This is a genomic window from Caulobacter endophyticus (assembly GCF_029543245.1).
GTDB lineage: Bacteria > Pseudomonadota > Alphaproteobacteria > Caulobacterales > Caulobacteraceae > Caulobacter > Caulobacter endophyticus_A.
Window position 1 is genome coordinate 36,778 of the sequence record NZ_JARQWV010000027.1, and the last position, 24,052, is coordinate 60,829.

Annotated in this window: 21 protein-coding genes and 1 pseudogene; 10 read left to right on the forward strand and 12 right to left on the reverse strand. The window is 68.4% G+C overall.

The genetic code is table 11. The features are described from left to right. The first annotated feature begins 34 nt into the window (after nucleotides 1–34). Both P7A99_RS21365 and P7A99_RS21370 read left to right on the forward strand, forming a co-directional pair. Nucleotides 35–784, forward strand: a complete 750-nt coding sequence (locus P7A99_RS21365) for a hypothetical protein (protein WP_277795763.1) — start codon at nucleotides 35–37, stop codon at nucleotides 782–784. 122 nt (nucleotides 785–906) lie between these two features. Continuing rightward, entirely contained in the window at nucleotides 907–1,455 is a 549-nt protein-coding gene (locus P7A99_RS21370) for a MucR family transcriptional regulator (RefSeq protein ID WP_277795764.1), read from the forward strand. 42 nt (nucleotides 1,456–1,497) lie between these two features. Here P7A99_RS21370 and P7A99_RS21375 read toward each other — a convergent pair whose 3' ends face one another. Further along, on the reverse strand, nucleotides 1,498–2,796 hold the full coding sequence (locus P7A99_RS21375) for an integrase arm-type DNA-binding domain-containing protein (protein WP_277795765.1): 1,299 nt from the start codon (nucleotides 2,794–2,796) through the stop codon (nucleotides 1,498–1,500). Nucleotides 2,797–3,096: 300 nt separating this feature from the next. On the opposite strand from P7A99_RS21375, the gene P7A99_RS21380 reads away from it, so the two are divergent. Then, nucleotides 3,097–3,558 (forward strand): low molecular weight protein-tyrosine-phosphatase, encoded by a 462-nt coding sequence (locus P7A99_RS21380; protein WP_277795766.1) that lies wholly within the window; start codon nucleotides 3,097–3,099, stop codon nucleotides 3,556–3,558. 139 nt (nucleotides 3,559–3,697) lie between these two features. Here P7A99_RS21380 and P7A99_RS21385 read toward each other — a convergent pair whose 3' ends face one another. Further along, nucleotides 3,698–4,345: a TetR/AcrR family transcriptional regulator gene (locus tag P7A99_RS21385; protein WP_277795767.1), complete on the reverse strand. Its 648-nt coding sequence runs from the start codon at nucleotides 4,343–4,345 to the stop codon at nucleotides 3,698–3,700. A gap of 168 nt (nucleotides 4,346–4,513) precedes the next feature. On the opposite strand from P7A99_RS21385, the gene P7A99_RS21390 reads away from it, so the two are divergent. The 5 genes from P7A99_RS21390 to P7A99_RS21410 all read left to right on the forward strand — a co-directional run bounded on the left by P7A99_RS21390 (nucleotide 4,514) and on the right by P7A99_RS21410 (nucleotide 11,666). Then, a complete protein-coding gene (locus P7A99_RS21390) occupies nucleotides 4,514–4,690 on the forward strand; it encodes a hypothetical protein (protein WP_277795768.1) in 177 nt (58 codons plus the stop codon). Nucleotides 4,691–4,761: 71 nt separating this feature from the next. Further along, nucleotides 4,762–5,937 carry an efflux RND transporter periplasmic adaptor subunit gene (locus P7A99_RS21395; RefSeq protein ID WP_277795769.1) on the forward strand — a complete coding sequence of 392 codons (1,176 nt, stop codon included), beginning with the start codon at nucleotides 4,762–4,764 and terminating at the stop codon, nucleotides 5,935–5,937. Nucleotides 5,938–6,101: 164 nt separating this feature from the next. Next, entirely contained in the window at nucleotides 6,102–9,284 is a 3,183-nt protein-coding gene (locus P7A99_RS21400) for an efflux RND transporter permease subunit (RefSeq protein WP_277795770.1), read from the forward strand. Nucleotides 9,285–9,434: 150 nt separating this feature from the next. Next, nucleotides 9,435–10,832 (forward strand): efflux transporter outer membrane subunit, encoded by a 1,398-nt coding sequence (locus tag P7A99_RS21405; RefSeq protein WP_277795771.1) that lies wholly within the window; start codon nucleotides 9,435–9,437, stop codon nucleotides 10,830–10,832. Between the two features lie 183 nt (nucleotides 10,833–11,015). Beyond that, entirely contained in the window at nucleotides 11,016–11,666 is a 651-nt protein-coding gene (locus P7A99_RS21410; RefSeq protein ID WP_277795772.1) for a flavin reductase family protein, read from the forward strand. Here P7A99_RS21410 and P7A99_RS21415 read toward each other — a convergent pair. From P7A99_RS21415 to dnaN, 8 genes are all read right to left on the reverse strand, one after another. Further along, a complete protein-coding gene (locus tag P7A99_RS21415) occupies nucleotides 11,663–12,514 on the reverse strand; it encodes a hypothetical protein (RefSeq protein WP_277795773.1) in 852 nt (283 codons plus the stop codon). The two genes, P7A99_RS21410 and P7A99_RS21415, sit on opposite strands and share 4 nt — an antisense overlap. Before the next feature lie 73 nt (nucleotides 12,515–12,587). Next, nucleotides 12,588–15,038: a DNA topoisomerase (ATP-hydrolyzing) subunit B gene (gene gyrB / locus P7A99_RS21420; RefSeq protein ID WP_277795774.1), complete on the reverse strand. Its 2,451-nt coding sequence runs from the start codon at nucleotides 15,036–15,038 to the stop codon at nucleotides 12,588–12,590. After that, nucleotides 15,035–16,213, reverse strand: coding sequence for a DNA replication/repair protein RecF (recF, locus tag P7A99_RS21425; RefSeq protein WP_277795775.1), 1,179 nt, complete (start codon nucleotides 16,211–16,213; stop codon nucleotides 15,035–15,037). The genes gyrB and recF overlap by 4 nt, the downstream gene beginning before the upstream one ends. Before the next feature lie 54 nt (nucleotides 16,214–16,267). Beyond that, complete coding sequence (locus P7A99_RS21430) at nucleotides 16,268–16,420, reverse strand: hypothetical protein (protein WP_277795776.1); 153 nt, start codon at nucleotides 16,418–16,420, stop codon at nucleotides 16,268–16,270. Nucleotides 16,421–16,668: 248 nt separating this feature from the next. Continuing rightward, nucleotides 16,669–17,046: a VOC family protein gene (locus P7A99_RS21435; protein ID WP_277795777.1), complete on the reverse strand. Its 378-nt coding sequence runs from the start codon at nucleotides 17,044–17,046 to the stop codon at nucleotides 16,669–16,671. Nucleotides 17,047–17,312: 266 nt separating this feature from the next. After that, nucleotides 17,313–17,675: a hypothetical protein gene (locus P7A99_RS21440; protein WP_277795778.1), complete on the reverse strand. Its 363-nt coding sequence runs from the start codon at nucleotides 17,673–17,675 to the stop codon at nucleotides 17,313–17,315. After that, nucleotides 17,672–19,618: a S9 family peptidase gene (locus tag P7A99_RS21445; RefSeq protein ID WP_277795779.1), complete on the reverse strand. Its 1,947-nt coding sequence runs from the start codon at nucleotides 19,616–19,618 to the stop codon at nucleotides 17,672–17,674. Before P7A99_RS21445 ends, P7A99_RS21440 begins: the two co-directional genes overlap by 4 nt. Nucleotides 19,619–19,763: 145 nt before the next feature. After that, nucleotides 19,764–20,882 (reverse strand): DNA polymerase III subunit beta, encoded by a 1,119-nt coding sequence (dnaN, locus tag P7A99_RS21450; protein ID WP_058348952.1) that lies wholly within the window; start codon nucleotides 20,880–20,882, stop codon nucleotides 19,764–19,766. 223 nt (nucleotides 20,883–21,105) lie between these two features. On the opposite strand from dnaN, the pseudogene P7A99_RS21455 reads away from it, so the two are divergent. Then, nucleotides 21,106–21,273 (forward strand): annotated as a pseudogene (locus P7A99_RS21455) (DUF2061 domain-containing protein); the annotation flags it as partial. A gap of 190 nt (nucleotides 21,274–21,463) precedes the next feature. Here the strand turns inward: P7A99_RS21455 and grpE are convergent. Further along, nucleotides 21,464–22,084: a nucleotide exchange factor GrpE gene (gene grpE, locus P7A99_RS21460; protein WP_277795780.1), complete on the reverse strand. Its 621-nt coding sequence runs from the start codon at nucleotides 22,082–22,084 to the stop codon at nucleotides 21,464–21,466. Between the two features lie 13 nt (nucleotides 22,085–22,097). Continuing rightward, complete coding sequence (gene hrcA, locus P7A99_RS21465; protein ID WP_277795781.1) at nucleotides 22,098–23,174, reverse strand: heat-inducible transcriptional repressor HrcA; 1,077 nt, start codon at nucleotides 23,172–23,174, stop codon at nucleotides 22,098–22,100. A 138-nt stretch (nucleotides 23,175–23,312) separates the two neighbouring features. Between hrcA and rph the strand changes: the two genes are divergently transcribed. Further along, nucleotides 23,313–24,029: a ribonuclease PH gene (gene rph / locus P7A99_RS21470; protein ID WP_165261569.1), complete on the forward strand. Its 717-nt coding sequence runs from the start codon at nucleotides 23,313–23,315 to the stop codon at nucleotides 24,027–24,029. The last annotated feature ends 23 nt before the right edge of the window (nucleotides 24,030–24,052 follow it).

The window sequence follows — 24,052 nt, forward strand, 5'->3', positions numbered from 1 at the left end:
CTGCCGCCGCCATTCCTGACTCCTGGGGGCATTGATGGGCGACTATGTGCTTTTCCATATGTGGGGGCGCACACGAGAGCATTTGATCGCGAGCCATGAGTTTTATGTCGCCGAGGCTCGGCAGCGACTGCTCTCGCCTTTCACCGATCAATCCATGAGGGCAGAGGCCGAGCAGGTCGCTGGAACCTGGCTTGCCCGAATGTCCGCTCGTTTCGATCCCGATCGCGATGACCCTGGCGCGTACTACGAGCAAGCAAATGACGAGAGCGTCGGCTTTTACCTTCGCCTGGAAGAACTTAGGGACACCACTCGGCTTAGTATCGTCGCAGGGATGTATCACGAGTGGGAGAAGCAGCTTCGCGACTGGCTTACGCGAGAACTTATGCGCGTAGGCGCGGGAAAGGCCTTTCTAGCCGCCATCTGGAAGCAGCCTATAGGAGACTTGTTCGAATTTTTCGAGAGTTGGGGCTGGCGCATCAAGGCCACGAGTTACTACAAGGACCTGGAAATATGCCACCTAATCGTCAATGTTTATAAACACGGAAGCGGTTCCTCGTTTGATAAATTGAAGGGATTATCCCCGGCACATGCTGGATATAATCCCAATCATCCATACTTCTCTTTGGATCACACGAACCTATCGGTCACAGACAGTGACTTGGAGCGCTTTTCCCGCGCGGTAGTGGCATTTTGGCGAGACCTCCCAGAAAACACCTTTCAATCTCAGATCTCCAGTGAGCCGAAGTGGGTGACGGCCGCGCTAAAGAAGGACCAAGGAGCTTAGGTGCCAGCCGCCCGCCAGACCCTCAAGGGCGGCTGACGCCGTCGCCTGCGGCGATGGCCTTCGGCCACCCTTGACCGCCTGTCGTGTGGCCGGCAGGGGCTTGGCGTGCGGCTTAAGCCGCAATGTCGGACAAGGTCCGGACAGTAGTTCTTTCGGTCGAGGCGGAATGGTGCGAGCGTCAGCCGGTGTTGATTCCGCGTGAAGGGGACCCCGTGGCTGAACAAGACAAGCAATTGGTCGCGCTGACTGCCGAGGTGGTCGCCGCCTATGTTGGCAATAACGCCATCGGCGTCGCCGATATTCCCGCGCTCGTCCGCAGCATTCACGACGCCCTGGCCGGCGCTGGCGCGCCGGTTGAAGCCGAAGCAGTGGAAGTTACCAAGCCTACCGCCGCCCAGATCCGCAAGAGCGTCACGCCGGACGCATTGATCAGCTTTATCGACGGCAAGGCCTACAAGACGCTCAAGCGCCACCTGACGACCCAGGGCCTCACCATCGCCGAGTACAAGGCTCGCTACGGTCTGCCGCAGGACTACCCGACGACGGCGCCGAGCTACAGCGAGGCCCGCAGCGCCATGGCCAAGGCCCTTGGCCTAGGTCAGAGCGGTCGCAAGTCGGCCAAGCCGGCCGCCAAGCCCAAGGCCGCCGCGAAGGGCCGGGCCAAGACCTAGCAGCTCAGCGATGAGGAGGCGGAGCGCACGGCCTCCGCCTCCCTAAGCCGCCGCGCTCCATTGCTCCGGCGCCGCGCTGACCAATGACGCCTGCACCGTCAGCTTGGCCGCGCCGCTGATCCAGCACTTGATATCGGCCTCCGCGCTCGCGGCTCTCTGGCAGACCACCCGCGATATCCGCTCCTGCTGCCGGCGCAGATGACCCGACAGCAGCCGATCGCGGGTGATGTAGCCGGTGTTCACACCGGGCAGGGAGTGGTTCATCAGAAGGTGAGCGTCCAACTCCGAGACCTCCGCGACCTGGGCGATGGTCCGGAAGGTCTGGCGCAGGTCGTTGCCCCACTTCGATAGAACCGAGCGCTTTTCCTTGTGCTCGACCAGATGGCCCGCGGCGCTGTCGGCCGGGAACAGCCAAGTCTCCGCCTGCTCCGGATAGAGCAGCCGCCCCCAGCGCATGGCGCGCACCACGCATCGAACCATCGCTCGCGATAGCGGGATATCGAACGCCTTCTTCGGCCCGCCCTTGGGGCGGGGGATGTGGAGGATGCGGCGGCGCAGATCGATATGCTCGATGCGGACCTTCTTGAGCGCCGTCGGCCGTGAGCCCGACAGCAGAACGAGCAGGTGATACTCGCGGCGGATCGGGCTCTCCAGCGCGAAGGCCTGGCGCAGCCAACCGCCGAGATCCTGGTCTCCCATGCCGGTGTCGCGACGGACCTCGACGTTCCAGTCGATCGCCTTGACGGGGTTGACGCCGGGAAGGTCGGGGTTGGTCTTGAGAGCGTGGTTATAGATCGCCCGCAGGCTCCGCATGGCTCCGTTGGCGATGTAAGGGCCGTTCAGCTCGCTAAGCCGCTCATGACGCTCCACCACCAAGGTCGGCGTTTCGCCCAGACGAGCAAGCGGGAGGTCGAGCCAGTCCGCCAGCAGCCGTTCGACGTGGTCGCGGTAGTTGGCGATCGTGCCGGCGTCGCGGCCTTTCCGGACCAGGTGGCGATCGAGGTAGTTTTGCCAGGCGCCCCGCAGCGTGATCGCCTGGGCCTTGGGCCGGGCCTCCCCGCCAGGACGCTCGCCGCGCGCGATCTGGCCCAAGACGTCCTTGGCCTTGCCGCGAGCGTCACGGCTGGTCAGCTCGCCGAACTCGCCAAGCTTGGTCTGCGCCCGAAATTCCCGAACCCCATGCTTCCAGTGCTCGCCTTCGGCCATGAAGGTTTTCCGGCGCTTGCCGACCTTCAAAAGGAAACCCGCCAGCTCGCTGTCGCGGACCACGTACTGACCGGCTTCGGCATACGGAAGCCGGGCGACGGCCTTGTCGGTGAGGAGGAGTTGAAGGGACGCCATGCTCGCACCAATGACTTTAGTCGGGACTTAGTCGGGGGAAGTGCCTTCTCGGAGTTTTCGAGGCGACGCCTGCGATAATGTCCGCAAGAGTGCGAAATCTCGTTTAATTACAATGGCGTATTTCGCTCAAAAATTCAAGTAGTCGTACCCCGTCGTAGCCCTTAGTATGGGTGCGAACATTCTACGAATCTGAGGGTCGGACGTTCGAATCGTTCCGGGCGCGCCATTCTTCTTCTGCTTGAAGAAACTCCTGAAAATTCCGGGTTGTCGGCGCGGCGGGTTTGGCCGTAGCGCTGGGGCATGACCGTTTCCGTACTTTTCGTCTGCCTGGGCAACATCTGTCGCTCGCCGCTGGCCGAGGCCGCGTTTCGGCTGGAGGCGCAGCGCCTGGGGCTGGATGTCGTGGTGGATTCGGCCGGGACCGGCGGCTGGCACGCGGGCGATCCGCCGGATCGGCGGGCGCAGGCGACGGCGCGGCGGCATGGGGTGGAGATCGGCCATTATGCGGCGCGGCAGGTGACGGCGGCCGACTTCGAGCGCTTCGACCACGTGGTGGCGCTGGATCTGGACAATCTGCGCAACCTGAAGCGCCTGGCGCCAGCTGGAAGCCGGGCGCGGCTCAGCCTGCTGCTGGATCACGTGGATGGCCGGGCCGGAGAGGCCGTAGCCGATCCCTACTATGGCGACGACGCCGGGTTCGAAATCACCTGGGCCGATGCTGTGGCCGGGGCTCGGGGGCTGGCGGCCAAGATCGTGGGCTGAAGACCCTCTCCCGGAAGGGAGAGGTGTCGCCGCAGGCGACGGATAGGGAATCGGCTGAAATCGTCCAACTCCACGGAGGCTGAAAACGTCCCCCCTCCGGCCCTCCGGGCCACCTCCCCCAGGAGGGGGAGGATTTTTTCTACCGCTCGCCCAGGTGCACGCGGATCAGGCTGCGGGCGGCGCGGGCGACCGAGCGGGCCGGACCGTCGGCGCCGAGGGTGACGCGGGCGGTGTAGGAGCCCTCCATCAAGAGCATCAGGGCGTCGGCCAGTTCGTCGTCGGCCGCGCCCGCGCGGCGGCACAGGTCGACCAGCCGGCCGTGCAGCGAGCGCTTGTAGTTCACCGACACCTGCTGGGCCGGATGGTTCTCCTCGTGCAGCTCGATGGCGGCGTTGGCCAGCGGGCAGCCGTGGACGTTCATGTCGCAGGCCTTGGTCTCGAAGGCGTCGAAGATCGCCTCCAGCTGGCCGCGCGGGTCGCTGCAGCACATGGCCGTGACGCCGTCCCACCAGGCCCAGTACTCGCGCTCCTGCTCGCGCAGCACCTCGGCGACCAGTTCGTCCTTCGACGGGAAGTTCCGGTACAGCGTCATCTTGGTGGCCTCGGCCTCGGCCGCGATGGCCTCGACGCCGACGGCCCGGATGCCGTGCTGGTAGAAGAGCTCGCGGGCCGTCTCGAAGATCCGGTCGCGGGCGGGCCTCTTGGACGCCGGCGGGCCGTCCGGCGCGCACGCCGTCCCGACTCCCAGCTCCCCCGAGCCGACCTCCCCAGATTTTCTCGCAGCCATTTTCGCAGCACCTCGCCTTGACGTGAGAGTTACCGGTCAGTATCTCTCCGCCAGGGAGTGATACCGAACGGTATCGTCACATCCTAAATCGTCATTCCGCCGAGCCAAGTCAAGCAACAGACCCTGCGACATTTCTCCCCCTCTTACCCCTTGAACGGAGCGCAAGCCATGCCGAACGCGAGCGACATCACCGCCGCCCCCGAAGCCGCCACGGCCTGCTCCTCCGGGTGGCTGGCCAGCGCCGCGCGCCACGGCCGTTCGATCCAGCGCTGGATCGGCAAGGCCGCCGCGCCCAAGCCCCGCACCCGGTCGTCGCGGCCCTACCGTCCGCCGACCTGGGAATAGTTCCCCAAGCGTACCCGCTTCTCCTCCCCGTCCGCCCGCTCCCCCGGGTGTCTCTTTCGACAGGTCTTCCGATGCGCCAAGCCATCAACACCTTCGCCGGCCTCGCCGCGCTGGCGGTCCTTACCGCCTGCAGCGCCCAGGCCAAGCCCGAACAGGGCCCCGCCCCCGCCGTGCAGGTCACCGTCGCCGACGTGGCCTTCAAGTCGCTGCGCCAGTGGGACGACTTCACCGGCCGCCTCGAGGCGGTCGACACCGTCGACATCCGTCCTCGGGTCGGCGGCTATGTGAACGCCGTGCGCTTTGCCGAAGGCGCCTATGTCCGCAAGGGCCAGGTGCTGTTCGAGATCGACCCGCGCCCGTTCCAGGCCGAGGCCGCCCGCGCCGGCGCCGAGGTGGCCCGCGCCAAGGCCGGCCTCGACCTGGCCGTCGTCAACCGCGAGCGCGGCCAGCGGCTGATCGACCAGAATGCTCTCGCCCGCAGCGAATTCGACCGCCTTGCCTCGGAAGAAAAGGCCGCCCAGGCCAACCTCGCCGCCGCCCAGGCCGCCCTGCAGACCGCCCGCCTGAACCTGGAATGGACCCGCGTGGTCTCGCCGATCGACGGCCGCGTCTCCAAGGCCCGCATCACCCGCGGCAACCTGGTCACCCAGGCCGACATGCTGACCACGGTGGTCTCGGACGCGCCCATCTATGCGGCCTTCAGCGCCGACGAGCAGACCTTCCTGAAATACGCCGCCGCCGAGCGCGGCAAGGAAAGCCCGGTCTATATGGGCCTGATGACCGAGGACGGTTATCCGCACGAAGGCAAGCTGTCGTTCATCGACAACGCGCTCGACGCCAAGAGCGGCACGATCAGCGGCCGGGCGATCTTCGCCAACGCCGACGGCAAGTTCACGCCGGGCCTGTTCGCCCGCATCCGCCTGGTCAGCGCCTCGGCCCAGACCGTCGCCCTGACCCCCGACCGCGCCATCGCGACCGATCTTGGCAAACGCTACGTGATCGTCGTCGACCGGGCCAACAAGGCCCAGTACCGGCCGGTCGAGGTGGGCCCGCTGGCCGGCAACCTGCGCGTCGTCCGCCAGGGCCTCAAGCCCGGCGACCGGGTTATCGTCGGCGGCCTGCAGAAGGTGAAGCCCGGCGACACCGTCGCCCCGGTGGCGGTGAAGACGGAAGCCGCCGACCTCGGCCAGCTGGAAGCCGGCCCGCAGAAGGTGGCCGCCGTGGCTACGAGCACGAGCCAGAACTGATTTCCCTCCCTTCCCCCTCCATGGGGGAAGGGCCGGGGATGGGGGTGACAGCGCGTCAGGACAAGGCGCCAGCCCCACCGCCGCAGACACCCCCACCCTAGCCCTCCCCCATCAAGGGGGAGGGAACAGCTTCTTACGTCCCTCCCCTCGCCGGACGCCTCCCCATGAATTTCGCAAAATTCTTCGTCGGACGACCGCGGTTCGCCGCCGTGCTGTCCATCGTCATCTTCATCGCAGGCCTCGTGGCCCTGCCCAACCTGCCGATCAGCGAGTACCCCGAAGTGGTGCCGCCGACGGTCGTCGTGCGCGCGGCCTATCCGGGCGCCAACCCGTCGGTGATCGGCGAGACGGTCGCCGCCCCGCTCGAACAGGCCATCAACGGCGTCGAGGGGATGATCTACCAGTCCTCGCAGTCGGCCGCAGACGGCGCGATGGTGCTGACCGTGACCTTCGCCCTGGGCACCGACCTCGATAAGGCCCAGGTGCAGGTGCAGAACCGCGTCGCCCAGGCCCTGCCGAAACTGCCCCAGGAGGTGCAGCGCATCGGCGTCACCACCGACAAGGCCTCGCCCGACCTGACCCTGGTCGTGCACATGATCTCGCCCAACAACCGCTACGACATGCTGTACCTCAGCAACTACGCGCAGCTGAACGTGCGCGACCGCCTCAAGCGGGTCGACGGCGTGGGCGACGTGCAGATCTTCGGCGCGGGCAGCTATTCGATGCGCGTCTGGCTCGACCCGGAAAAGGTCGCGGCGCTCGGCATGACCGCCGGCGACGTCGTGCGGGCCCTGCGCGAGCAGAACGTCCAGGTGGCCGCCGGCCAGTTGGGCGCCCCGCCCTCGTCGAACAACGCCGCCGACTTCCAGCTGTCGATCAACGCCCCCGGCCGCCTGACCGACGAGGAGCAGTTCCGGAACGTCATCATCCGCGCCGGCGCCGACGGCCAGATCACCCGCCTGGGCGACGTGGCCCGCGTGGAGCTGGGCGCCAACAACTACGCCCTGCGTTCCCTGCTCGACAACAAGTCGGCCGTGGCCGTGCCGATCTTCCAGCGCCCCGGCTCCAACGCCCTGCAGATGGCCACCGACGTCAAGAAGACGATGGAGGAGCTGAAGAAGGACTTCCCTGAGGGCGTCGACTACGAGATCGTCTACGACACCACCGCCTTCGTGCAGGAATCGATCAACTCGGTGGTCCACACCCTGATCGAGGCCATCATCCTGGTCGTGATCGTGGTGGTGATCTTCCTGCAGGGCTGGCGCGCCTCGGTGATCCCGCTGCTGGCCGTGCCCGTCTCACTGATCGGCACCTTCGCGATCATGCTGCTGCTGGGCTTTGGCCTCAACGCCCTGACCCTGTTCGGCCTGGTGCTGGCCATCGGCATCGTCGTCGACGACGCCATCGTCGTGGTCGAGAACGTCGAGCGCCACATCGCCAACGGCCTGGAGCCCGCCGCCGCCACACGCAAGGCGATGAGCGAGGTCACCGGACCGATCATCGCCGTGGCCCTGGTGCTGTGCGCGGTGTTCATCCCCACGGCCTTCATCACCGGCCTGTCGGGCCAGTTCTACCGCCAGTTCGCCCTGACGATCGCCATCTCGACGATCATCTCGGCCATCAACTCCCTGACCCTGTCGCCGGCCCTGGCCGCCGTGCTCCTGAAGTCGCACCATGCGCCCAAGGACCGCTTCCAGAAGCTGATCGACAAGGCCCTGGGCTGGCTGTTCACGCCCTTCAACCGCTTCTTCGCCAAGGCCTCCAACGGCTATGTGCGCGGCGTGTCCCGCACGCTGGGCCGCTCGCCGGTCGCCCTGGCGGTCTATGCCGGCCTGCTGCTGCTGACGGGGCTGGCCTTCGCCCGCACCCCGACCGGCTTCGTGCCCCAGCAGGACAAGGCCTATGTGGTGGCCGTCGTGCAGCTGCCCGACGCCGCCTCGCTGGACCGCACCGAGGCCGTCATCCGGCAGATGACCGACATCGCCATGAAGACCCCCGGCGTCGAGCACGCCGTGGCCTTCCCCGGCCTGTCGGTCAACGGCCTGATCAACAGCCCCAACTCCGGCGCGATCTTCTTCCCGCTGTCGGACTTCAAGGAGCGGCGCGGCAAGGACGTCCAGGCCGGCGCCATCGTGGCGGCCCTGAACCAGAAGTTCGCGGCTATCCCCGACGCCCAGATCGCGGTCTTCCCGCCCCCGGCCGTCCAGGGCCTGGGCACCATCGGCGGCTTCCGCATGCAGATCGTCGACAAGGCGGGCCTGGGTTCGGACGCCCTCTACAAGGAGACCCAGAACCTGATCGCCAAGGCGCAGAAGGATCCGGCCCTGGCCGGCGTCTTCTCCAGCTACCAGGTCAGCGTGCCCAAGATCCAGGCCGACATCGACCGCGAGAAGGCCCGCGCCCAGGGCGTGTCGCTGACCGACCTGTTCGAGACCATGCAGGTCTATCTGGGCTCGCTGTACGTCAACGACTTCAACCGCTTCGGGCGGACGTACGAGGTCAACGTGCAGGCCGAGCAGAACTTCCGCCTGCAGCCCGAACAGATGCTGCGCCTGCAGACCCGCAACGGCGACGGCCAGATGATCCCGCTGGGCGCCTTCGTCAGCTTCCACGAAGCCACCGGTCCCGACCGGGAGAGCCACTACAACGGCATGCTGACCGCCGAGATCAACGGCGGCCCCGCGCCGGGCTTCTCGACCGGCCAGGCCCAGAAGGCCCTGGAGGAGCTCGCCGCCCGCGAGCTGCCGCCGGGCATGGGCTTCGAATGGACCGAGCTGACCTACCAGCAGATCCTGGCCGGCAACACGGCGATCTACATCTTCCCGCTGTGCGTGCTGCTGGCCTTCCTCGTGCTGGTCGCCCAGTACGAAAGCTGGAGCCTGCCGCTGGTGGTGATCCTGATCGTTCCGATGACCCTGCTGTCGGCGCTGGCCGGCGTGCTGGTCGCCGGCGGCGACAACAACATCTTCACCCAGATCGGTCTGATCGTGCTGGTGGGGCTGGCGTGCAAGAACGCCATCCTGATCGTCGAGTTCGCCCGCGAACGCGAGATCGAAGGCGACACGCCGCTCCAGGCGGTGCTCGAAGCCTGCCGCCTGCGCCTGCGTCCCATCCTGATGACCTCGATCGCCTTCATCATGGGCGTCTGGCCGCTGGTGGTGTCGCACGGGGCCGGGGCCGAGATGCGCCGGGCCATGGGCGTGGCGGTGTTCGCCGGCATGCTGGGCGTGACCGTCTTCGGCCTGATCCTGACGCCGGTGTTCTACTACGTCATCCGCCGGCTCTCGGGCCGCAAGTCGCTGGCGACCGCCCCCGCGGCCCCGGCGGTGGAGGCGCAGGCGCACTGACGCCGCCCATCTCCTCCCCTCCCCCTCGATGGGGGAGGGGTCAGGGGTGGGGGGTGAAGCGGCGTCGGCCGGCTCCCCATCCTGAAATGCTGTCACCCCCATCCCCGACCCTTCCCCCATCGAGGGGGAAGGGAGACTTCCGAGGCTCCCATGACCCTCCTTCGCACAGCCCTGATCGCCGGCGCCTCGCTGCTGGCCACGGCCTGCGCCGTCGGCCCGACCTACAAGGCCCCGGCCACCGCCCCCGTCGCGCTCCAGAATGCGACCCCCGCCGTCGCCTCCACCGCCGCCAACCCCGAGGCCCAGTGGTGGAAGGCTTTCAACGACCCGACGCTGGACGCCCTCGTCACCCAGGCCCTGGCCGCCAATCTCGACCTCAAGGTCGCCGTGGCCCGCGTCGACGAGGCCCGCGCCCTGTTCAAGGACGCGCGCCTGGACCAGATCCCGCGCGTCACCGCCTCGGGCGGCTATACCGACACCAAGCAGCAGCAGCCCGGCTTCTCCGACCAGCGGGTCGAGGTCGAGAGCTATCGCGCCGGCCTCGACGCGGCCTGGGAGATCGACCTCTTCGGCCGCGTGCGCCGCGGCGTGCAGGCCGCCAGCGCCGAGGCCGGCGCCGCCCAGGCCGACCTGCGCGACGTGCAGGTGAGCATCGCCGCCGAGGTGGCCCGCAACTACCTGGAACTGCGCGGCGCCCAGGCCCGGCTGGCCGTGGCCCGCCGCAACCTCGAGACCCAGCGCGACACCCTGCGCCTGACCCGCGTGCGGTTCGAGGCCGGGGCCGGCGGGGCGATCGACGTGGCCAGCGCCGAGGCGCGCCTCAACGCCACGGAAGGCACGATCCCCGACCTGGTCACCGCCGCCACCCGCGCCAACTATCGCCTGGCCGTGCTGACCGGCCAGCGCCCCGGCGCGCTGGACGCCCAGCTCGCGCCCCGCGCCGAAGAGCCGGCGCCGCTGGTCGCCGCCCTGCCGATCGGCGATGCGTCCGACTTCCTGCGCCGCCGCCCCGACGTGCAGGCGGCCGAGCGACGGCTGGCGGCCCAGACCGCCAAGGTCGGGGTGGCCACCGCCGACCTCTTCCCGCGCGTGCGGGTGACCGGCTTCGTCGGCTTCCTGTCGGGCACCTCGTCGGGCTTCGGCAACAGCGCCAGCCAGGCCTGGTCGGTCGCTCCCGCCGTCAGCTGGCCGGCTCTCGACCTGGGCGGCGCCCGCGCGCGGCTGAAGGCGGCGGAAGCCCGCAACGACGCGGCCCTGGCGGCCTACGACCAGACCGTGCTGGCGGCGATCGAAGACCTGGAGACGGCGCTGGTCTCCTACGCCCAGCGCCAGGCCCGGCTCAAAAGCCTGGCCGACCAGGCCGCCGCCTCGCGCCGCGCCGCCGAGCTGGCCCGTATCCAGTACAAGGAAGGCGGCATCGACTTCCTCATCCTGCTCGACGCCGAACGCACCCTGCTGGCGGCCGAGGATTCGCTCACCGTGGCCGAGACCGGCGTGAACACCGACGTCGTGGCCATCTACAAGGCGCTGGGAGGCGGGTGGAGCTGATTTTCCTTCTCCCCTTGTGGGAGAAGGTGGCGGCGATAGCCGACGGATGAGGGGTCGCGCGGCCAGTTCTGAGAGACCCCTCACCCGGCCTCCCTCCGGGAGGCCACCCTCTCCCGCAAGGGGAGAGGGTTCAAAAGCCCCTCCCCCGTTCCTACCTGCACGGCTCCACCCTGGAGCCCCCGCATGGCCGCAGCCGACGCCTATGTCTACCACCCCCGCGACGGCCACGGCCTGGCCCACGATCCGTTCAATTCCATCGTCGGCCCGCGCCCGATCGGCTGGATCTCGAGCGTGGACGCGGAGGGGCGGCGCAACCTCGCCCCCTACAGCTTCTTCAACGCCTTCAACTACACCCCGCCGATCGTCGGCTTCGCCTCGACGGGCTGGAAGGACACCATCGCCAACGTCCAGGCCACCGGCGTGTTCTGCTGGAACCTGGCCACGCGCGAGCTGGCGGAAGCGATGAACATGACCTCGGCCCCCGCCGCGCCCGGCCAGGACGAGTTCGCGCTGGCCGGCCTGACGCCGGTCGACAGCAGCCTGATCGCCGCGCCTCGCGTGCTGGAAAGCCCGGTGAACTTCGAGTGCCGCGTCACCCAGTCGTTCCAGCTGACCACGGCGGCTGGCGAGGCTGTCGAGACCTGGATGACCTTCGGCGAGGTCGTGGCCGTACATATCGACCGCCGCCTCATCAGGCCCGATCGCATCTATGACGCCCCCGCCGGGCAGCCGATCCTGCGCTGGGGCGGCCGGGGCGACTATGTCGCGGTGGACCCCGCCGCCATGTTCGAGATCTTCCGCCCCACCAAGGCCGACATCCCGCCGGCGGACTAGCGGCCGGCCTTGCCGTCGCGCGCGGCGCGCATCGCCGTGACGACCTGGCCGATCTGGGAGCCCCCGGGCGAGTCGGGCTTCACCGCCTGCAGGCCGCGCAGATAGGCGCGATCCATCGGCGAGGCGTCGGCCCGGCCCTCCTCTGTGAAGAGGTTCAGCACGGTGTTGAAGCCGGCGTAGTCACGGTCGGCGCGGGCCGAGGCCACGCCGGCCAGGGCGACGTAGTCGGCGAGGCCGGCCAGCTTGCGCCCGCCCATCCGTCGGCGGTCGACCACGACGAACTGATCCTGGATCACCCCGACCACCGAGGTGCGCACGCGCGAGCCGGCGCTGCTGGTGGTGTACATCAGGAGGTCATTGCCCAGGCCGTCGGCGCTGACCGCTCCCCGCATCACCTCCACCTCGGCGAAATTGGTCCACACCCGCACCGGACGGTCGGTGGTGGCGTAGCGCTCGAAGCTCAGCGGCCGCTCGCGGTCGACCCAGAACTTTCCGGCCGACCTGGCCTTGCGCACCAGTTTTTCCGGCTCGTCGGCCAGCACGACGGTGAGGTTGGGCCGGCAGCCCTTGGCCGCCATCCGCACCCCGGCCTCGCGGGCGACCTGGCTGATACGGTCATGCAGGTAGCGGTTCTCCTCGGTCCGCCCGCCGGCCACATAGGGGCACAGCGGCGCGGCCCAGCTCATCACCTTGCCCGCCGGCGTCAGGGGCGTGGCCCGTCGCACGAAGTCCGGATAGGGATCCACGCCCTTGGGCGAGACCTCGACCTCCTCGACCGCCGGCGGCTGGGCCGCCCCCTGCGGAACCGACAGCGCCAGCATCGCGGCCGCCAACACCGAAACCGACATGAAAAACCCTCCCAGGTCGCTCAACCGGGGAGGGTTTCACAGAACATCGCTCGCCCACAAGGGCGAAGCGTCGTCAGACGTCGACTTCGGCGTCCAGGGCGTTTTCCTGGATGAACTCGCGGCGCGGTTCGACCAGATCGCCCATCAGGCGGCTGAACATGTCGTCGGCGTCGTCGGCGTGGTTGACCTTGACCTGCAGCAGGGTGCGGGCGTCGACGTCCAGCGTGGTTTCCCACAGCTGCTCGGGGTTCATCTCGCCCAGGCCCTTGTAGCGCTGGATGGTCAGGCCCTTGCGGCCGGCGTCGAGCACGGTCTGCACCAGGTCGAGCGGACCCCGGATGGTGCTGGACTTGTCCTTGCGGCGGAAGATCGCCGGCTTGGCGAACACCTCGGCCAGCTTGACGCCGCGTTCGGCCAGGCGACGGGCGTCGGCGGCGTGCAGCAGCACGTCGTCGAGCACGATGCGCTCGGACACGCCGCGACGCACGCGGCTGAACACGAAGCCGGTGTCGGCGCGCTCGCCGCTCCAGGGACCGTCGCCCTCCTCGTTGTAGAGGTCGAGGCGCGCGGCGGCGGCGGCGGCGTTGGGGTTCTCGCCCAGCAGGCCGGCCAGGGCCGCCTGCTCGATGGCCGAGGCCGGGGCGCGGGCCGCCAGGCGGTCGATATTGCCCTTGGCAGAGCGGGCCAGCTGCACCAGGGCCAGGAGGTCCTGGCCGATCAGGCGCTCGCCCGACGACAGGTCGAGCTCGGCGCCGTCGACGCCCTCGTCCACCAGGAAGGCGTCCATCTCGGTGTCGTCCTTGAGATAGCGCGACGACTTGCCCTTGCTGGCTTTGTAGAGCGGCGGCTGGGCGATGTAGATGTAGCCGCGCTCGATCAACTGCGGCATCTGCCGGTAGAAGAAGGTCAGCAGCAGGGTGCGGATGTGGGCGCCGTCGACGTCGGCGTCGGTCATCAGCACGATCTTGTGGTAGCGCACCTTGTCCGGGTTGAAGTCGTCGCGGCCGATGCCGGCGCCCAGCGCCGTGATCAGCGTGCCGATCTGGTCGGACGACAGCATCTTGTCGAAGCGCGCCCGCTCGACGTTCAGGATCTTGCCGCGCAGCGGCAGGACGGCCTGGTTGTCGCGGTTGCGGGCCTGCTTGGCCGAGCCGCCGGCCGAGTCACCCTCGACGATGAAGATTTCAGACTTGGCCGGGTCGCGTTCCGAGCAGTCGGCCAGCTTGCCGGGGAGGCTGGTGATGTCCAGCGCGCTCTTGCGGCGGGTCAGTTCGCGCGCCTTGCGGGCGGCTTCGCGGGCCGCGGCGGCCTCGGCGATCTTGCTGACGATCTGCTTGGCTTCGTTCGGGTGCTCCTCGAACCAGGTCGAGAGGCCCTCGGCGACCATGCTTTCGACGGCGGGGCGCACTTCCGACGAGACCAGCTTGTCCTTGGTCTGCGAGCTGAACTTGGGGTCCGGCACCTTGACCGACAGCACGCAGGTCAGGCCTTCGCGGCTGTCTTCGCCGCCCAGATTGACCTTTTCCTTCTTCAGGATGCCGCTGCTCTCGGCGTAGGCGGTGATCACCCGGGTCAGGGCGCCGCGGAAGGCCGAAAGGTGCGTGCCCCCATCCCGCTGCGGGATGTTGTTGGTGAAGCACAGCATGTGCTCGTGGTAGCTGTCGTTCCACCACATGGCGAGGTCGAGCTCGACCTTGTCCTTACGGCCGCGCACCGTGATCGGCACTTTCAGCAGCGGGGTCTTGGCCTTGTCGAGGTGGCGCACGAAGGCTTCGATGCCGCCCTCGAAATAGAGCTTCTCTTCCCACGGCTCGGCGTCGCGATGGTCCTTGAACCAGATGGTCACGCCCGAGTTCAGGAACGCCAGCTCGCGCAGGCGGTGCTCCAGGGTCTTCCGGTCGAACTCGATGAAGGCGAAGGTGTCCTTCGACGGGAAGAAGGTGACTTCCGTGCCCGTCAGGGTTTCGCCGGCCTTGGGGCCGTCCTCGCGCACGGGGGAGACGCCGGTCTCCTTCAGCGAGGTCACCGCGTCGCCGCGCTCGAAGCGCATCTGGTGGACCTTGCCGTTGCGATGGATCAGCAGCTCCAGCCAGTCCGACAGCGCGTTGACGACCGAGACGCCCACGCCGTGCAGGCCGCCCGAGACCTTGTAGCTGTTCTGGTCGAACTTACCGCCGGCGTGCAGCTGGGTCATGATGACCTCGGCCGCCGAGACGCCTTCGCCCTCGTGGATGTCGGTGGGGATGCCGCGACCGTCGTCGGTGACCGTCACCGAACCGTCGGCGTTGAGGATCACCTGAACCTTGGTGGCGTGGCCGGCCAGGGCTTCGTCGATGGCGTTGTCGACCACCTCGTAGACCATGTGGTGCAGGCCCGAACCGTCATCGGTGTCGCCGATGTACATGCCCGGACGCTTGCGCACCGCGTCGAGGCCCTTGAGGACCTTGATCGAGTCGGCGCCGTACTCGCCGGCGACGGCTTCTTCGGGCGCTTCGGGAACTTGGCCTTCGGTATTCTCGGTCATTCGTCTTCCAGAGCCGTAGACTCAATGGGGGTCAGGCCGGCCTCGCTGACGCGAACGCCCAACGCCCGACCCTTGAGATGGTCGAACAGCGACTCGTCCGTGCCGGTGAGGAAGGCCTGGAGCTTGAGCGCCGTGAGTTCGTCGGCCAGAGCGGCTCGCCGGGTGAGGTCGAGATGCGCGGCGACTTCGTCGAGCAACACTATAGGATTCGGCGCGGATTCCGCACGCGAAAGTCTCGCCGCCTGGGCCAAAACCAGGTTCAAAATCAGCGCTTTTTGCTCGCCGGTGGAGCATTCCGAGGCCGGACGGTCCTTGTCGACGTGGAACACCGCCAGATCGCCCCGGTGCGGGCCTGTCAAGGCCCTGCCCGCGGCGCCGTCGCGCGGCCGCGCGGCGGCCAGCGCCTGGGCCAGCTGAAGCTCGATTTCGGCGGCCGGCGTCCCATCCAGGGCCATCAGTTCCCAGGCCCCGGTCAGGGTCAGGCGGGCCTGCGGAAACGGCCGGTCGCCGCGGCCGTCGATCTCGGCCTGCAGGGCGATGAGCGTGCGGGCCCGAGCCTGCGCCATCAGCGCCCCGGCGGCCGCCAGGCGGGCCTCCAGCACGGTCAGCCAAGCCGGATCGGCCGGTGCCCCCCCGTCGGCGGCGTCGGACAGCAGGCGCATGCGCTCGCGCTGGGCCTTGTCATAGGCGTTGGCGTGGCTGGCGTGGGCCGGCTCGGCGGCGAACACCAGCCGGTCGAAGAACTTGCGCCGCTCCGAGGCGGCCTCGAGGAACAGGCGGTCCTGGGCGGGGGTCAGCCACATGGGCCGCACGTGGTCGGCCAGGCGGCCCGGGGCGACGGTCTCGCCCTCGATGCGGACGATGCGGCGCGAGGCCCCGGCCAATTCGGTGCCCGTGCCGACCTTCAGCGCCTCGCCGTCGGCCTGTTCGATCTCGGCGGCCACGGCCCAGGCCCGACCGACGGCCTCGCCCGGCAGGCGGCGGCCCACCTCGGCCAGGCTCGATCCCCTAAGGCCCTTGCCCGGCGACAGCAGGCTGACGGCTTCCAGCAGGTTGGTCTTGCCCGAGCCGTTGGGCCCGAACAGGTAGACGCTGCGCCCGCCGGTCGAAAGATCGGCGCGCTCGTAGGATCGGAAGTCGGTGAGCCGCAGGCGGGCGATGGTGGCGGACGCCATGGGCGTCTCTGTAAGCCACGTCGCGGGCGGCGTCACGCCTTGGCTGGACCGGTGTCAGCCCTGCCAGCGACGCCCCGCCCCGGCGTGGGCCAGGAGGCGCGGAGCGCTGCGCAGGCCGTGCATCAGATGCGGCCCGGCCAGCAGCACCATGGCCCAGGCCCCGGCGCTGACCAGCACGACGGCGATACGATCCCAGGCCAGGCGCATGGGTGTCTCCAGCAGAGAAAAGCGACACCGCCGCGCTACGCCCGGATATGGGCGGAAAAAAGAACCGCCCCCAGCAGAGAGACGCCCCGCCCTTACTTCCCGTCATTCCCGCCCTTGTGGCGGGAAACCCTGGTTCCGCTCGCACGTGAAGTGAAAGCGGCGCGCCGAGCACGCCGCCCCCTCCGCCCTTGCGGCTGACAGAGGGGTTCCCGCCACAAGGGCGGGAATGACGGGAGTATTTTGTGGACCTATTCCCCCAGCCGGTAGGCGCACAGCTTGTTGCCGTCGAGGTCGCGGAAATAGGCGAAGTAGGCCTTGGGCATGCGCTCGCCCGGCGCGCCCTCGCAGGCCCCGCCCAGTTCGATGGCCTTGGCGTGGAAGGCGTCGACCTCCTCACGGGTTTCGAAGTCGAAGCCGCCCATCATGCCGTTGCCGATGCAGGCCGGATTGCCGTCATAGGGGCCCAGCACCCCGAACATGCCCACGCCCTTGCCGCGATAGAGCCGTCCGCCGGACGGATGCTCGAACAGGGGCTTCATGCCGATCGAGCCCAGCAGGGCGTCGTAGAAGGCCTTGGCCTCCTCCAGCCGGTTCGAACCGACGGTCATGTAGCTGATCTTGGCCATGGCGGCGCCTCCCGTTTTCTTATGAAACGGACGTTGGCATGAGCCAGCGGCGAGGGGCAAGAGCCGTCGGGTGGCGACGCGCCTTCAACAGCGCTCGCCTCAAGAGTTCCGCCTCCCTCGCCCTTGTGGCGAGGGCCCATGGCGGCCGCTGCTCAGACGGCGCCCGAGCTCGAAAGGTCTGAGCAGGCTGAACGATGGATCCTCGCCACAGGGGCGAGGAAGGCGATTGTGGGGGCGGTGACCCAGAGGTCAGGAGCACGAATCCCCTACCCGAAATACCCCCGCGCGACCTCCACCTCGGTCAGGCGCCAGACGCCCGCCGCGCCCAGCAGCACGCGGCGCATCTCGACCTCGAACACCTCGCGGGCCACAGCGCGATCGACCAGCTCGCGCACCGGAACCTCGAACGGCGCATCGACGGCGATCGCCCGGTGCACGGCGGAGTTCATGGCCGCCAGGTCGACCGCCCCCTCCAGCGAGGCGAAGGCGCTGGCGACCGTCTCCGAGCGCTCGAACCAGGTCGCGCAGTCCGAAAAGTCGATCGCCGCCCACAGGGTCAGCATCCGCTCGAAGAGGTCGTCGAAGCGGTCCTCGCGCAGCAGGCCGGCGGGACCGCCCCGCGAACTCACTGAGCCGCGCCGGTCCCCAGCACCTTCTGCAGGAACTGGGTCTCGACCTCGCGGCGGCGGTCGTTGTTGATCTTCTTGGCGAAGCCGTGGCCCTCGTCCTTGAACTGGACGTACCAGGTCTCGACGCCCTTCTCGCGCAGCTTCTCGACCACCTGGTCGGACTCCGACTTCGGGACCCGCGGGTCGTTCCAACCCTGCATGACCAGCATCGGCTTGGTGATCTTGCCAACGTTGTTCAGCGGCGAGATCGTCTCGAAGGCCTTCAGCATCTTGGGGTCACGCTCGTCGCCATATTCGGCCCGGCGGAGATCCCGGCGATAGGCCTCGGTGTTCTGCAGGAACGAGACGAAGTTGCTGATGCCGTAGCGCTCGACCCCGCCGGCCAGGCGGTCGGAATAGTGGGTCATCACCGCCAGCGACATGTAGCCGCCGTAGGACTGGCCGTAGACGACGACGCGGTTCGGATCGAGGTCCGGCTGCGTCTTGATCCAGTCCAGCAGCGCGCCGATGTCCTTGACCGAGTCCTCGCGCTTCTCGGCGTTGTCGAGATTGAGGAACGTCTTGCCGTAGCCCGACGAGCCACGAACATTGGTGACGATCACCGCAGCCCCCAGCTCGGCCGTGGTGTGCTGATGGAACGGATTGAACACCGGTCGCGACTGGCCTTCCGGGCCGCCGTGGATGTCGATGATCACCGGCGCCTTCTGGCCCGCGGCCAGCTTGGGCTTGTAGACGAAGGCCGGGATCGAGCGCTTGTCGAACGACGGGAAGCGCACCAGCTCGGGGCTGACCAGCGCCTTGGCGTCCAGGCCGCCCAGTTCCGAAGCCGTCCAGCGGGTCACCTGACCGCTGGCCAGGTCAAAGCTCCAGGCGTCGCTGGCCGCCGTGGGCGTTGCCAGGCTGAAGCCGATCTTCGAGCCGTCCTCCGAGAAGGCGAGGTTTGAGACCACGCCGCCCGGAAGCTGAGGCTGCGGCAGGGCGCGGCGGGTGCGGAAGTCCTGCACCACCAGCTTCGAATAGCCGTCCTCGTTGACCACATAGGCCAGGACCCGGCCGTCCTTCGACAGCTTGAAGTCCTCGACGTCCCAAGGGCGCTCGCCCGAGACCAGATGCTTCTTGCCGGTCGCCAGGTCGAACTCGACCAGGCGCATGAAGTCCGAGCCCTCGTCCGACAGCATCAGCAGCGACTTGCCGTCCGGCGTGAACAGGCCGCCGTCATACGAGACCTTGCCCTTCACGGGGTTCAGCTCGGTGGTCTTGCCGGTGGCCACGTCCAGCAGCCAGCGCTTGCTCTCGCCGATCGAGAAATAGCGGCCCAGGAGCACGGTCTTGCCGTCGGGCGAGACGTCGATCGGCGAGACCTGGCCCTCGCCCTTGAAGATCACCTTGCGACCGTCGGGGGCCGAGGGATCGCGCATCACGACGTCGTAGTTGGCCGAGCCCTTGGTCGCGCGGCTCCAGACCAGCACCTTGCCGTCGCCCGACCAGGCCGGTGACTGGTTGCGGGTGCCCGCTTCGGTCAGCTGGACTTCCTTGCCAGAGGCGTCGCGCACGAACAGCTGGAACCACTCGTCACCGCCGGTGTCCTTGGAGAACAGGATGTCGCCGCCGGGCAGGGTGTGGACGCCGCTGACCGGCTCGTCGTGGAAGGTCAGCTGGCTGCGGTCGGCGCCCGGGGCGGCCACCTGGTGGATCTGGTTGGTGTTGCCGAAACGCGTGACGATCAGCATCGCGCCGCCCGGCGCCCAGTCCTGGAAGCTGGCGCTGCGGGCGTTCTGATAGCGCGCAAGGCTCGCCCGGATCGCCGGATCGGCTGTCGGCACGTTCTCGAGGATCTGGTTGCCGATCTCGCGACGCTCGACGGGGGCGGGGCCCTGAGCGAGGGCGAGGGTCGAGGTCGACAGCGCCAGGGCGGCGGTCAGGACAAGCAGTCGGGATTTCACGAGGGCGCCTCCGGGAACCGCCCCCTCCACCGTTCATCCCCGCGAAGGCGGGGATCCAAGCCGAGGCTAGGAGGGGCGCGGCGCCAGGAGGCTCAAGTCAGCTTGGGTCCCCGCCTTCGCGGGGACAGTCGGAAAATATGCGGACTTAAACCCGCAGCGGCATCAGCACGTACTTCACGCCCGGATCGGTCGGGTCGACCACCAGGGTGGGCGACGCCGGGTCGGCGAAGCGGAACTCGGCCTGCGGGCCGCCGATCTGGCCGCAGACGTCGAGCAGGTAGCGGGCGTTGAAGCCGATTTCGAAGGGCTCGCCGTCGTAGTCGACCTCGACCTCTTCCACGGCCTGGCCGGCTTCCATGTTGCGGACGGTCAGGGTGATGCGGCCCGGCTCAATGGCCAGCTTCACCGAGCGGCTCTTCTCGGCCGAGATGGTGGCCACGCGGTCGACGGCCTTGGCGAACAGGTCGTTGTCCAGCGTCAGGATCTTGGCGTTGTCCTTGGGGATCACGCGCATGTAGTCGGGGAACGAGCCGTCGATGACCTTGGAGGTCAGGGCGGCGCGGCCGAACTCGAAGCGGACCTTCTGGGGCGAGACCTGCAGGTCGATCGACTCGCCGGCGTCTTCCAGCAGGCGACGGGCCTCGGCGATGGTCTTGCGCGGCACGATCACGCCCGGCAGGCCGGCCGAGCCTTCCGGCGCCGGCATCTCGGCCAGGGCCAGGCGGTGGCCGTCGGTGGCCACGGCGCGCAGCTTGGTCTCGCCGCCCTCGTTGACCGTGTGCAGGTAGAGGCCGTTCAGATAGTAGCGGGTCTCTTCGGTCGAGATGGCGAAGCGCGTCTTGTCGATCAGGCGCATCAGCTCGTTGACGTCGACGGCGATGCGGCCCGACAGGCCCTCGTTGCTCATGACCGGGAAGTCGCCGGCCGGCAGCACCGGCAGGTTGAAGCGCGAGCGGCCGGTCTGAATCACCAGGCGCGGGTCATCGCCCGAGAAGTTCAGGGACACGTCCGAACCGTCCGGCAGCTTGCGGACGATCTCGTACAAGGTGTGGGCCGGGGCGGTGATCTGGCCGGGCACGTCGATCTGGGCCAGGCCCTCGTCGATGATCTCCATGTCCAGATCGGTGGCCGAGAACGAGAGGGTGTCGCGATCCGCCGACAGCAGGATGTTGGACAGGATCGGGATGGTGTTGCGGCGTTCGACGACGCTCTGCACGTGACCCAGCGCCTTCAGCAGCGCCGCCCGCTCGATGGTAAGCTTCATTTCTCGGTCCAAGCTGGACACGGGGCCTGGTCGATCAAGAGAATCCCCCTCGCGCAACGGCCCCGTCGTCAATGGACCACGGACATTACCGTAATCGGGCCGACAGGGAAGAGCCCTGCGCGCCCTTTTGGCGCATCCGGCGGTGGGCGAATCCCGTTCGCAACCCTTGCAGGGTCAAGTCAATTTCTTATATTGATAATCAGTCGCAACAAGAGATCGCGCCATGCGCCTCGCCATCAAGACCGCCACCTACGCCACCATGCACCTGACGGTGGCCATCGCCGTCGCCTACGCCCTGACCCGCGACTGGCGCGTGGCCCTGGCCGTGGGCATCGTCGAACCGATGGTCCAGACGGTGGCGTTCAACCTGCATGAGCGGGTGTGGAGCAAGGTGAAGGCTTAGAGCCTCCCCTCTCCCCTTGCGGGAGAGGGTGGCCCGCGAAGCGGGTCGGGTGAGGGGTCGCACCATAGAAAACGCCGCGAAGGCCGTTCAGCCCCCGCGGCGTTTCATGTCTGAGAGACCCCTCATCCGTCGGCTTTCGCCGACACCTTCTCCCGCAAGGGGAGAAGGATCAGGAGGCTCAAGCCTTGGTGTCGAACGCCGTCCCGCCGGCGTCTTCGCCGGAGGCCGCGTACGGGTTGGCCGCGGCGGCGGCCGGTTCGGCCGGGGCCGGGCCGGTGGAGCCCTTGGCGGCGACGGCGACCATGGCCGGGCGCACGAGGCGGCCCAGCAGTTCGTAGCCAACCTGCAGCACGGCGACGACGCCGCCGGCGGCGACTTCGTCCGAGGGCTGCTCCATCACCGCCTGATGCAGGTGGGGGTCGAACTTCTCGCCCTTGGTCGGGTCGACCTTCTTGAGGCCGTTGCGCTCGAAGGCCGCCTGCAGTTCCTTCTCGGTCATCTCGACGCCGACGATGAAGTTCTTCACCGCCGCATCCTGCGAATCGCGCGGGCTGGCCGCGGTGGCGCGCGACAGGTTGTCGGCCGCGCCCAGCAAGTCGCGGGCGAACTTCTGGATGGCGTAGGCGCGGGCGTCGTTCATCTCGCGCTCGGCGCGGCGCTTGACGTTCTCGGCCTCGGCCGCATAGCGCAGGGCCTGGTCCTTCATCGCGGCGATCTCGGCCTTCAGGGCCTCGATTTCCTGGGTCAGGTCCTCGGCTTCGAAAGCGACGTCTTCGGCCGGCGTTTGCTCGTCGGTCATATCCAAACAGTCCTCATCCATCGATCATCCGGCCGAGCACGCGGGCGGTATAGTCCACCAGCGGGATCACCCGGGCATAGTTCAAACGCGTGGGCCCGATCACGCCGATCGCGCCCAGCACCTTCTGTCGCCCCGTCATATAGGGCGCCGCGATCACGGAGGAACCCGAAAGCGAAAAGAGTCGCGTCTCGGCCCCGATGAAGATGCGCACGCCCTCGGCGTCGCGCACGTCGTCGAGCAGGCCGATCAGCTGGCCCTTCTGCTCCAGGTCGTCGAACAGCTGGCGCACCCGCTCCAGGTCCTCGCGGGCCGAGGCGTCGGCCAGCAGGTTGGCGCGGCCGCGCACGATCAGGGCCCGCTCGGCCCCCTCCCCGCCGCCCCAGGCGGCCAGGCCGTCCTCCACCAGGCGCGCGGCGGTCTCGTCCAGCTGCCGGCGGGCGGTCTCCAGCTCGGTGCGGATCTCGTCCTTGGCCTCGGTCAGGGTGCGGCCGCGCAGGCGGGCGTTGAGGAAGTTCGAGGCCTCCTGGAAGGCCGAGGGCGTCAGTCCCGCCCCGCCGCGCATCAGCCGGTTCTCGACCGTGCCGTCCTCGAAGACCATCACCGCCAGGGTCTGGCCGCCGCCCAGCGCCACGAACTCCACGTGCTTGACACCGCCCTCACGGACGGGCGTGACGACGATGCCGGCCCCGCCGGCCAGGCCCGACAGTATGGCCGAGGCCTCGCTCAGCGCCTCTTCGAAGGTGCGGCCCTTGGCATAGAGGCGGCTTTCGATCTCGCGCCGCTCGTCCTCGCCGACGTCGCCGACCTCCAGAAAGCCGTCGACGAACATCCTAAGGCCCGCGTGCGTGGGCATCCGCCCGGCGCTGGTGTGCGGGGCGTCCAGCAGCCCAAGCTGCGCCAGGTCCTGCATGGTGTTGCGGATCGAGGCCGGCGACAGCTGCACGCCGCCCTTCGAGAGGGTGCGCGAACCTACCGGCTCGCCGGTCTCCAGATAGCCCTCGACCACCCGGCGGAAGATGTCGCGGGCGCGGGCGTCCAGCTCGGTCAGGCCGGGCGTCCGAGCGATCGGTCCCGGAAAAAGCTGCGTCATGGCCCTTCGAGATAGGAACGGATGTCGAAAAAATCGAGCGGGGACTTGGAGGTTCCCGTCCGGGGGAGGATAAGCGGCGCCTTCAGATACGACCAGACCCTTCGGCTCCCCTGGAGCCTTAAAGACCGGAGTTTGCCCATGCGTCCGTCCGAACGCGCCCCCGACCAGCTTCGCGCCGTCACGCTGGAGACCGGCGTCAACCGCTACGCCGAAGGCTCGTGCCTGATCGGTTTCGGCCACACCAAGGTGCTGGTCACCGCCACGGTCGAGGAGAACGTCCCGGGCTGGATGCGCAACAAGGGCGCCGGCTGGGTCACCGCCGAATACGGCATGCTGCCCCGCGCCACCCACACCCGCGGCCGCCGTGAAGCCGCCACCGGCAAGCAGACCGGCCGCACCCAGGAGATCCAGCGCCTGATCGGCCGCTCCCTGCGCGCCGTCGTCGACCTCAAGGCCCTGGGCGAGCGCCAGATCAGCCTCGACTGCGACGTCATCCAGGCCGACGGCGGCACCCGCACGGCCGCCATCACCGGCGCCTGGGTCGCCCTGCGCCTGGCCACCAACTACCTGCTGGAAGAGGGCGTGCTGAAGGCCGACCCGATCCTGGGCCAGGTGGCCGCCGTCTCCTGCGGCGTGTTCAAGGACACGCCCGTGCTCGACCTCGACTACGAGGAAGACTCCAACGCCGAGGCCGACGGCAACTTCGTGCTGACCGGCGGCGGCGACATCGTCGAGATCCAGGCCACCGGCGAGAAGCGCGGCTTCACCCGCGGCGAGTTCGACACCCTGTTCGGCCTGGCCGAAAAGGGCATCGGCGAACTGTTCGCCTTCCAGCGCGCCGCGATCGGCAAGTAACGACGAGAGAGCATCGGGCGGCC

Coding starts and splice junctions, on each gene's coding strand:
- P7A99_RS21375 (WP_277795765.1), bottom strand. CDS start 2,796: ATGGCGTCCCTTCAACTCCTCCTCACCGACAAGGCCGTCGCCCGGCTT.
- hrcA (WP_277795781.1), bottom strand. CDS start 23,174: ATGACGCAGCTTTTTCCGGGACCGATCGCTCGGACGCCCGGCCTGACC.
- rph (WP_165261569.1), top strand. CDS start 23,313: ATGCGTCCGTCCGAACGCGCCCCCGACCAGCTTCGCGCCGTCACGCTG.
- dnaN (WP_058348952.1), bottom strand. CDS start 20,882: ATGAAGCTTACCATCGAGCGGGCGGCGCTGCTGAAGGCGCTGGGTCAC.
- P7A99_RS21400 (WP_277795770.1), top strand. CDS start 6,102: ATGAATTTCGCAAAATTCTTCGTCGGACGACCGCGGTTCGCCGCCGTG.
- P7A99_RS21430 (WP_277795776.1), bottom strand. CDS start 16,420: ATGCGCCTGGCCTGGGATCGTATCGCCGTCGTGCTGGTCAGCGCCGGG.
- P7A99_RS21385 (WP_277795767.1), bottom strand. CDS start 4,345: ATGGCTGCGAGAAAATCTGGGGAGGTCGGCTCGGGGGAGCTGGGAGTC.
- gyrB (WP_277795774.1), bottom strand. CDS start 15,038: ATGACCGAGAATACCGAAGGCCAAGTTCCCGAAGCGCCCGAAGAAGCC.
- P7A99_RS21435 (WP_277795777.1), bottom strand. CDS start 17,046: ATGGCCAAGATCAGCTACATGACCGTCGGTTCGAACCGGCTGGAGGAG.
- P7A99_RS21415 (WP_277795773.1), bottom strand. CDS start 12,514: ATGTCGGTTTCGGTGTTGGCGGCCGCGATGCTGGCGCTGTCGGTTCCG.
- P7A99_RS21395 (WP_277795769.1), top strand. CDS start 4,762: ATGCGCCAAGCCATCAACACCTTCGCCGGCCTCGCCGCGCTGGCGGTC.
- grpE (WP_277795780.1), bottom strand. CDS start 22,084: ATGACCGACGAGCAAACGCCGGCCGAAGACGTCGCTTTCGAAGCCGAG.
- P7A99_RS21365 (WP_277795763.1), top strand. CDS start 35: ATGGGCGACTATGTGCTTTTCCATATGTGGGGGCGCACACGAGAGCAT.
- P7A99_RS21370 (WP_277795764.1), top strand. CDS start 907: ATGTCGGACAAGGTCCGGACAGTAGTTCTTTCGGTCGAGGCGGAATGG.
- P7A99_RS21390 (WP_277795768.1), top strand. CDS start 4,514: ATGCCGAACGCGAGCGACATCACCGCCGCCCCCGAAGCCGCCACGGCC.
- P7A99_RS21405 (WP_277795771.1), top strand. CDS start 9,435: ATGACCCTCCTTCGCACAGCCCTGATCGCCGGCGCCTCGCTGCTGGCC.
- P7A99_RS21410 (WP_277795772.1), top strand. CDS start 11,016: ATGGCCGCAGCCGACGCCTATGTCTACCACCCCCGCGACGGCCACGGC.
- P7A99_RS21380 (WP_277795766.1), top strand. CDS start 3,097: ATGACCGTTTCCGTACTTTTCGTCTGCCTGGGCAACATCTGTCGCTCG.
- recF (WP_277795775.1), bottom strand. CDS start 16,213: ATGGCGTCCGCCACCATCGCCCGCCTGCGGCTCACCGACTTCCGATCC.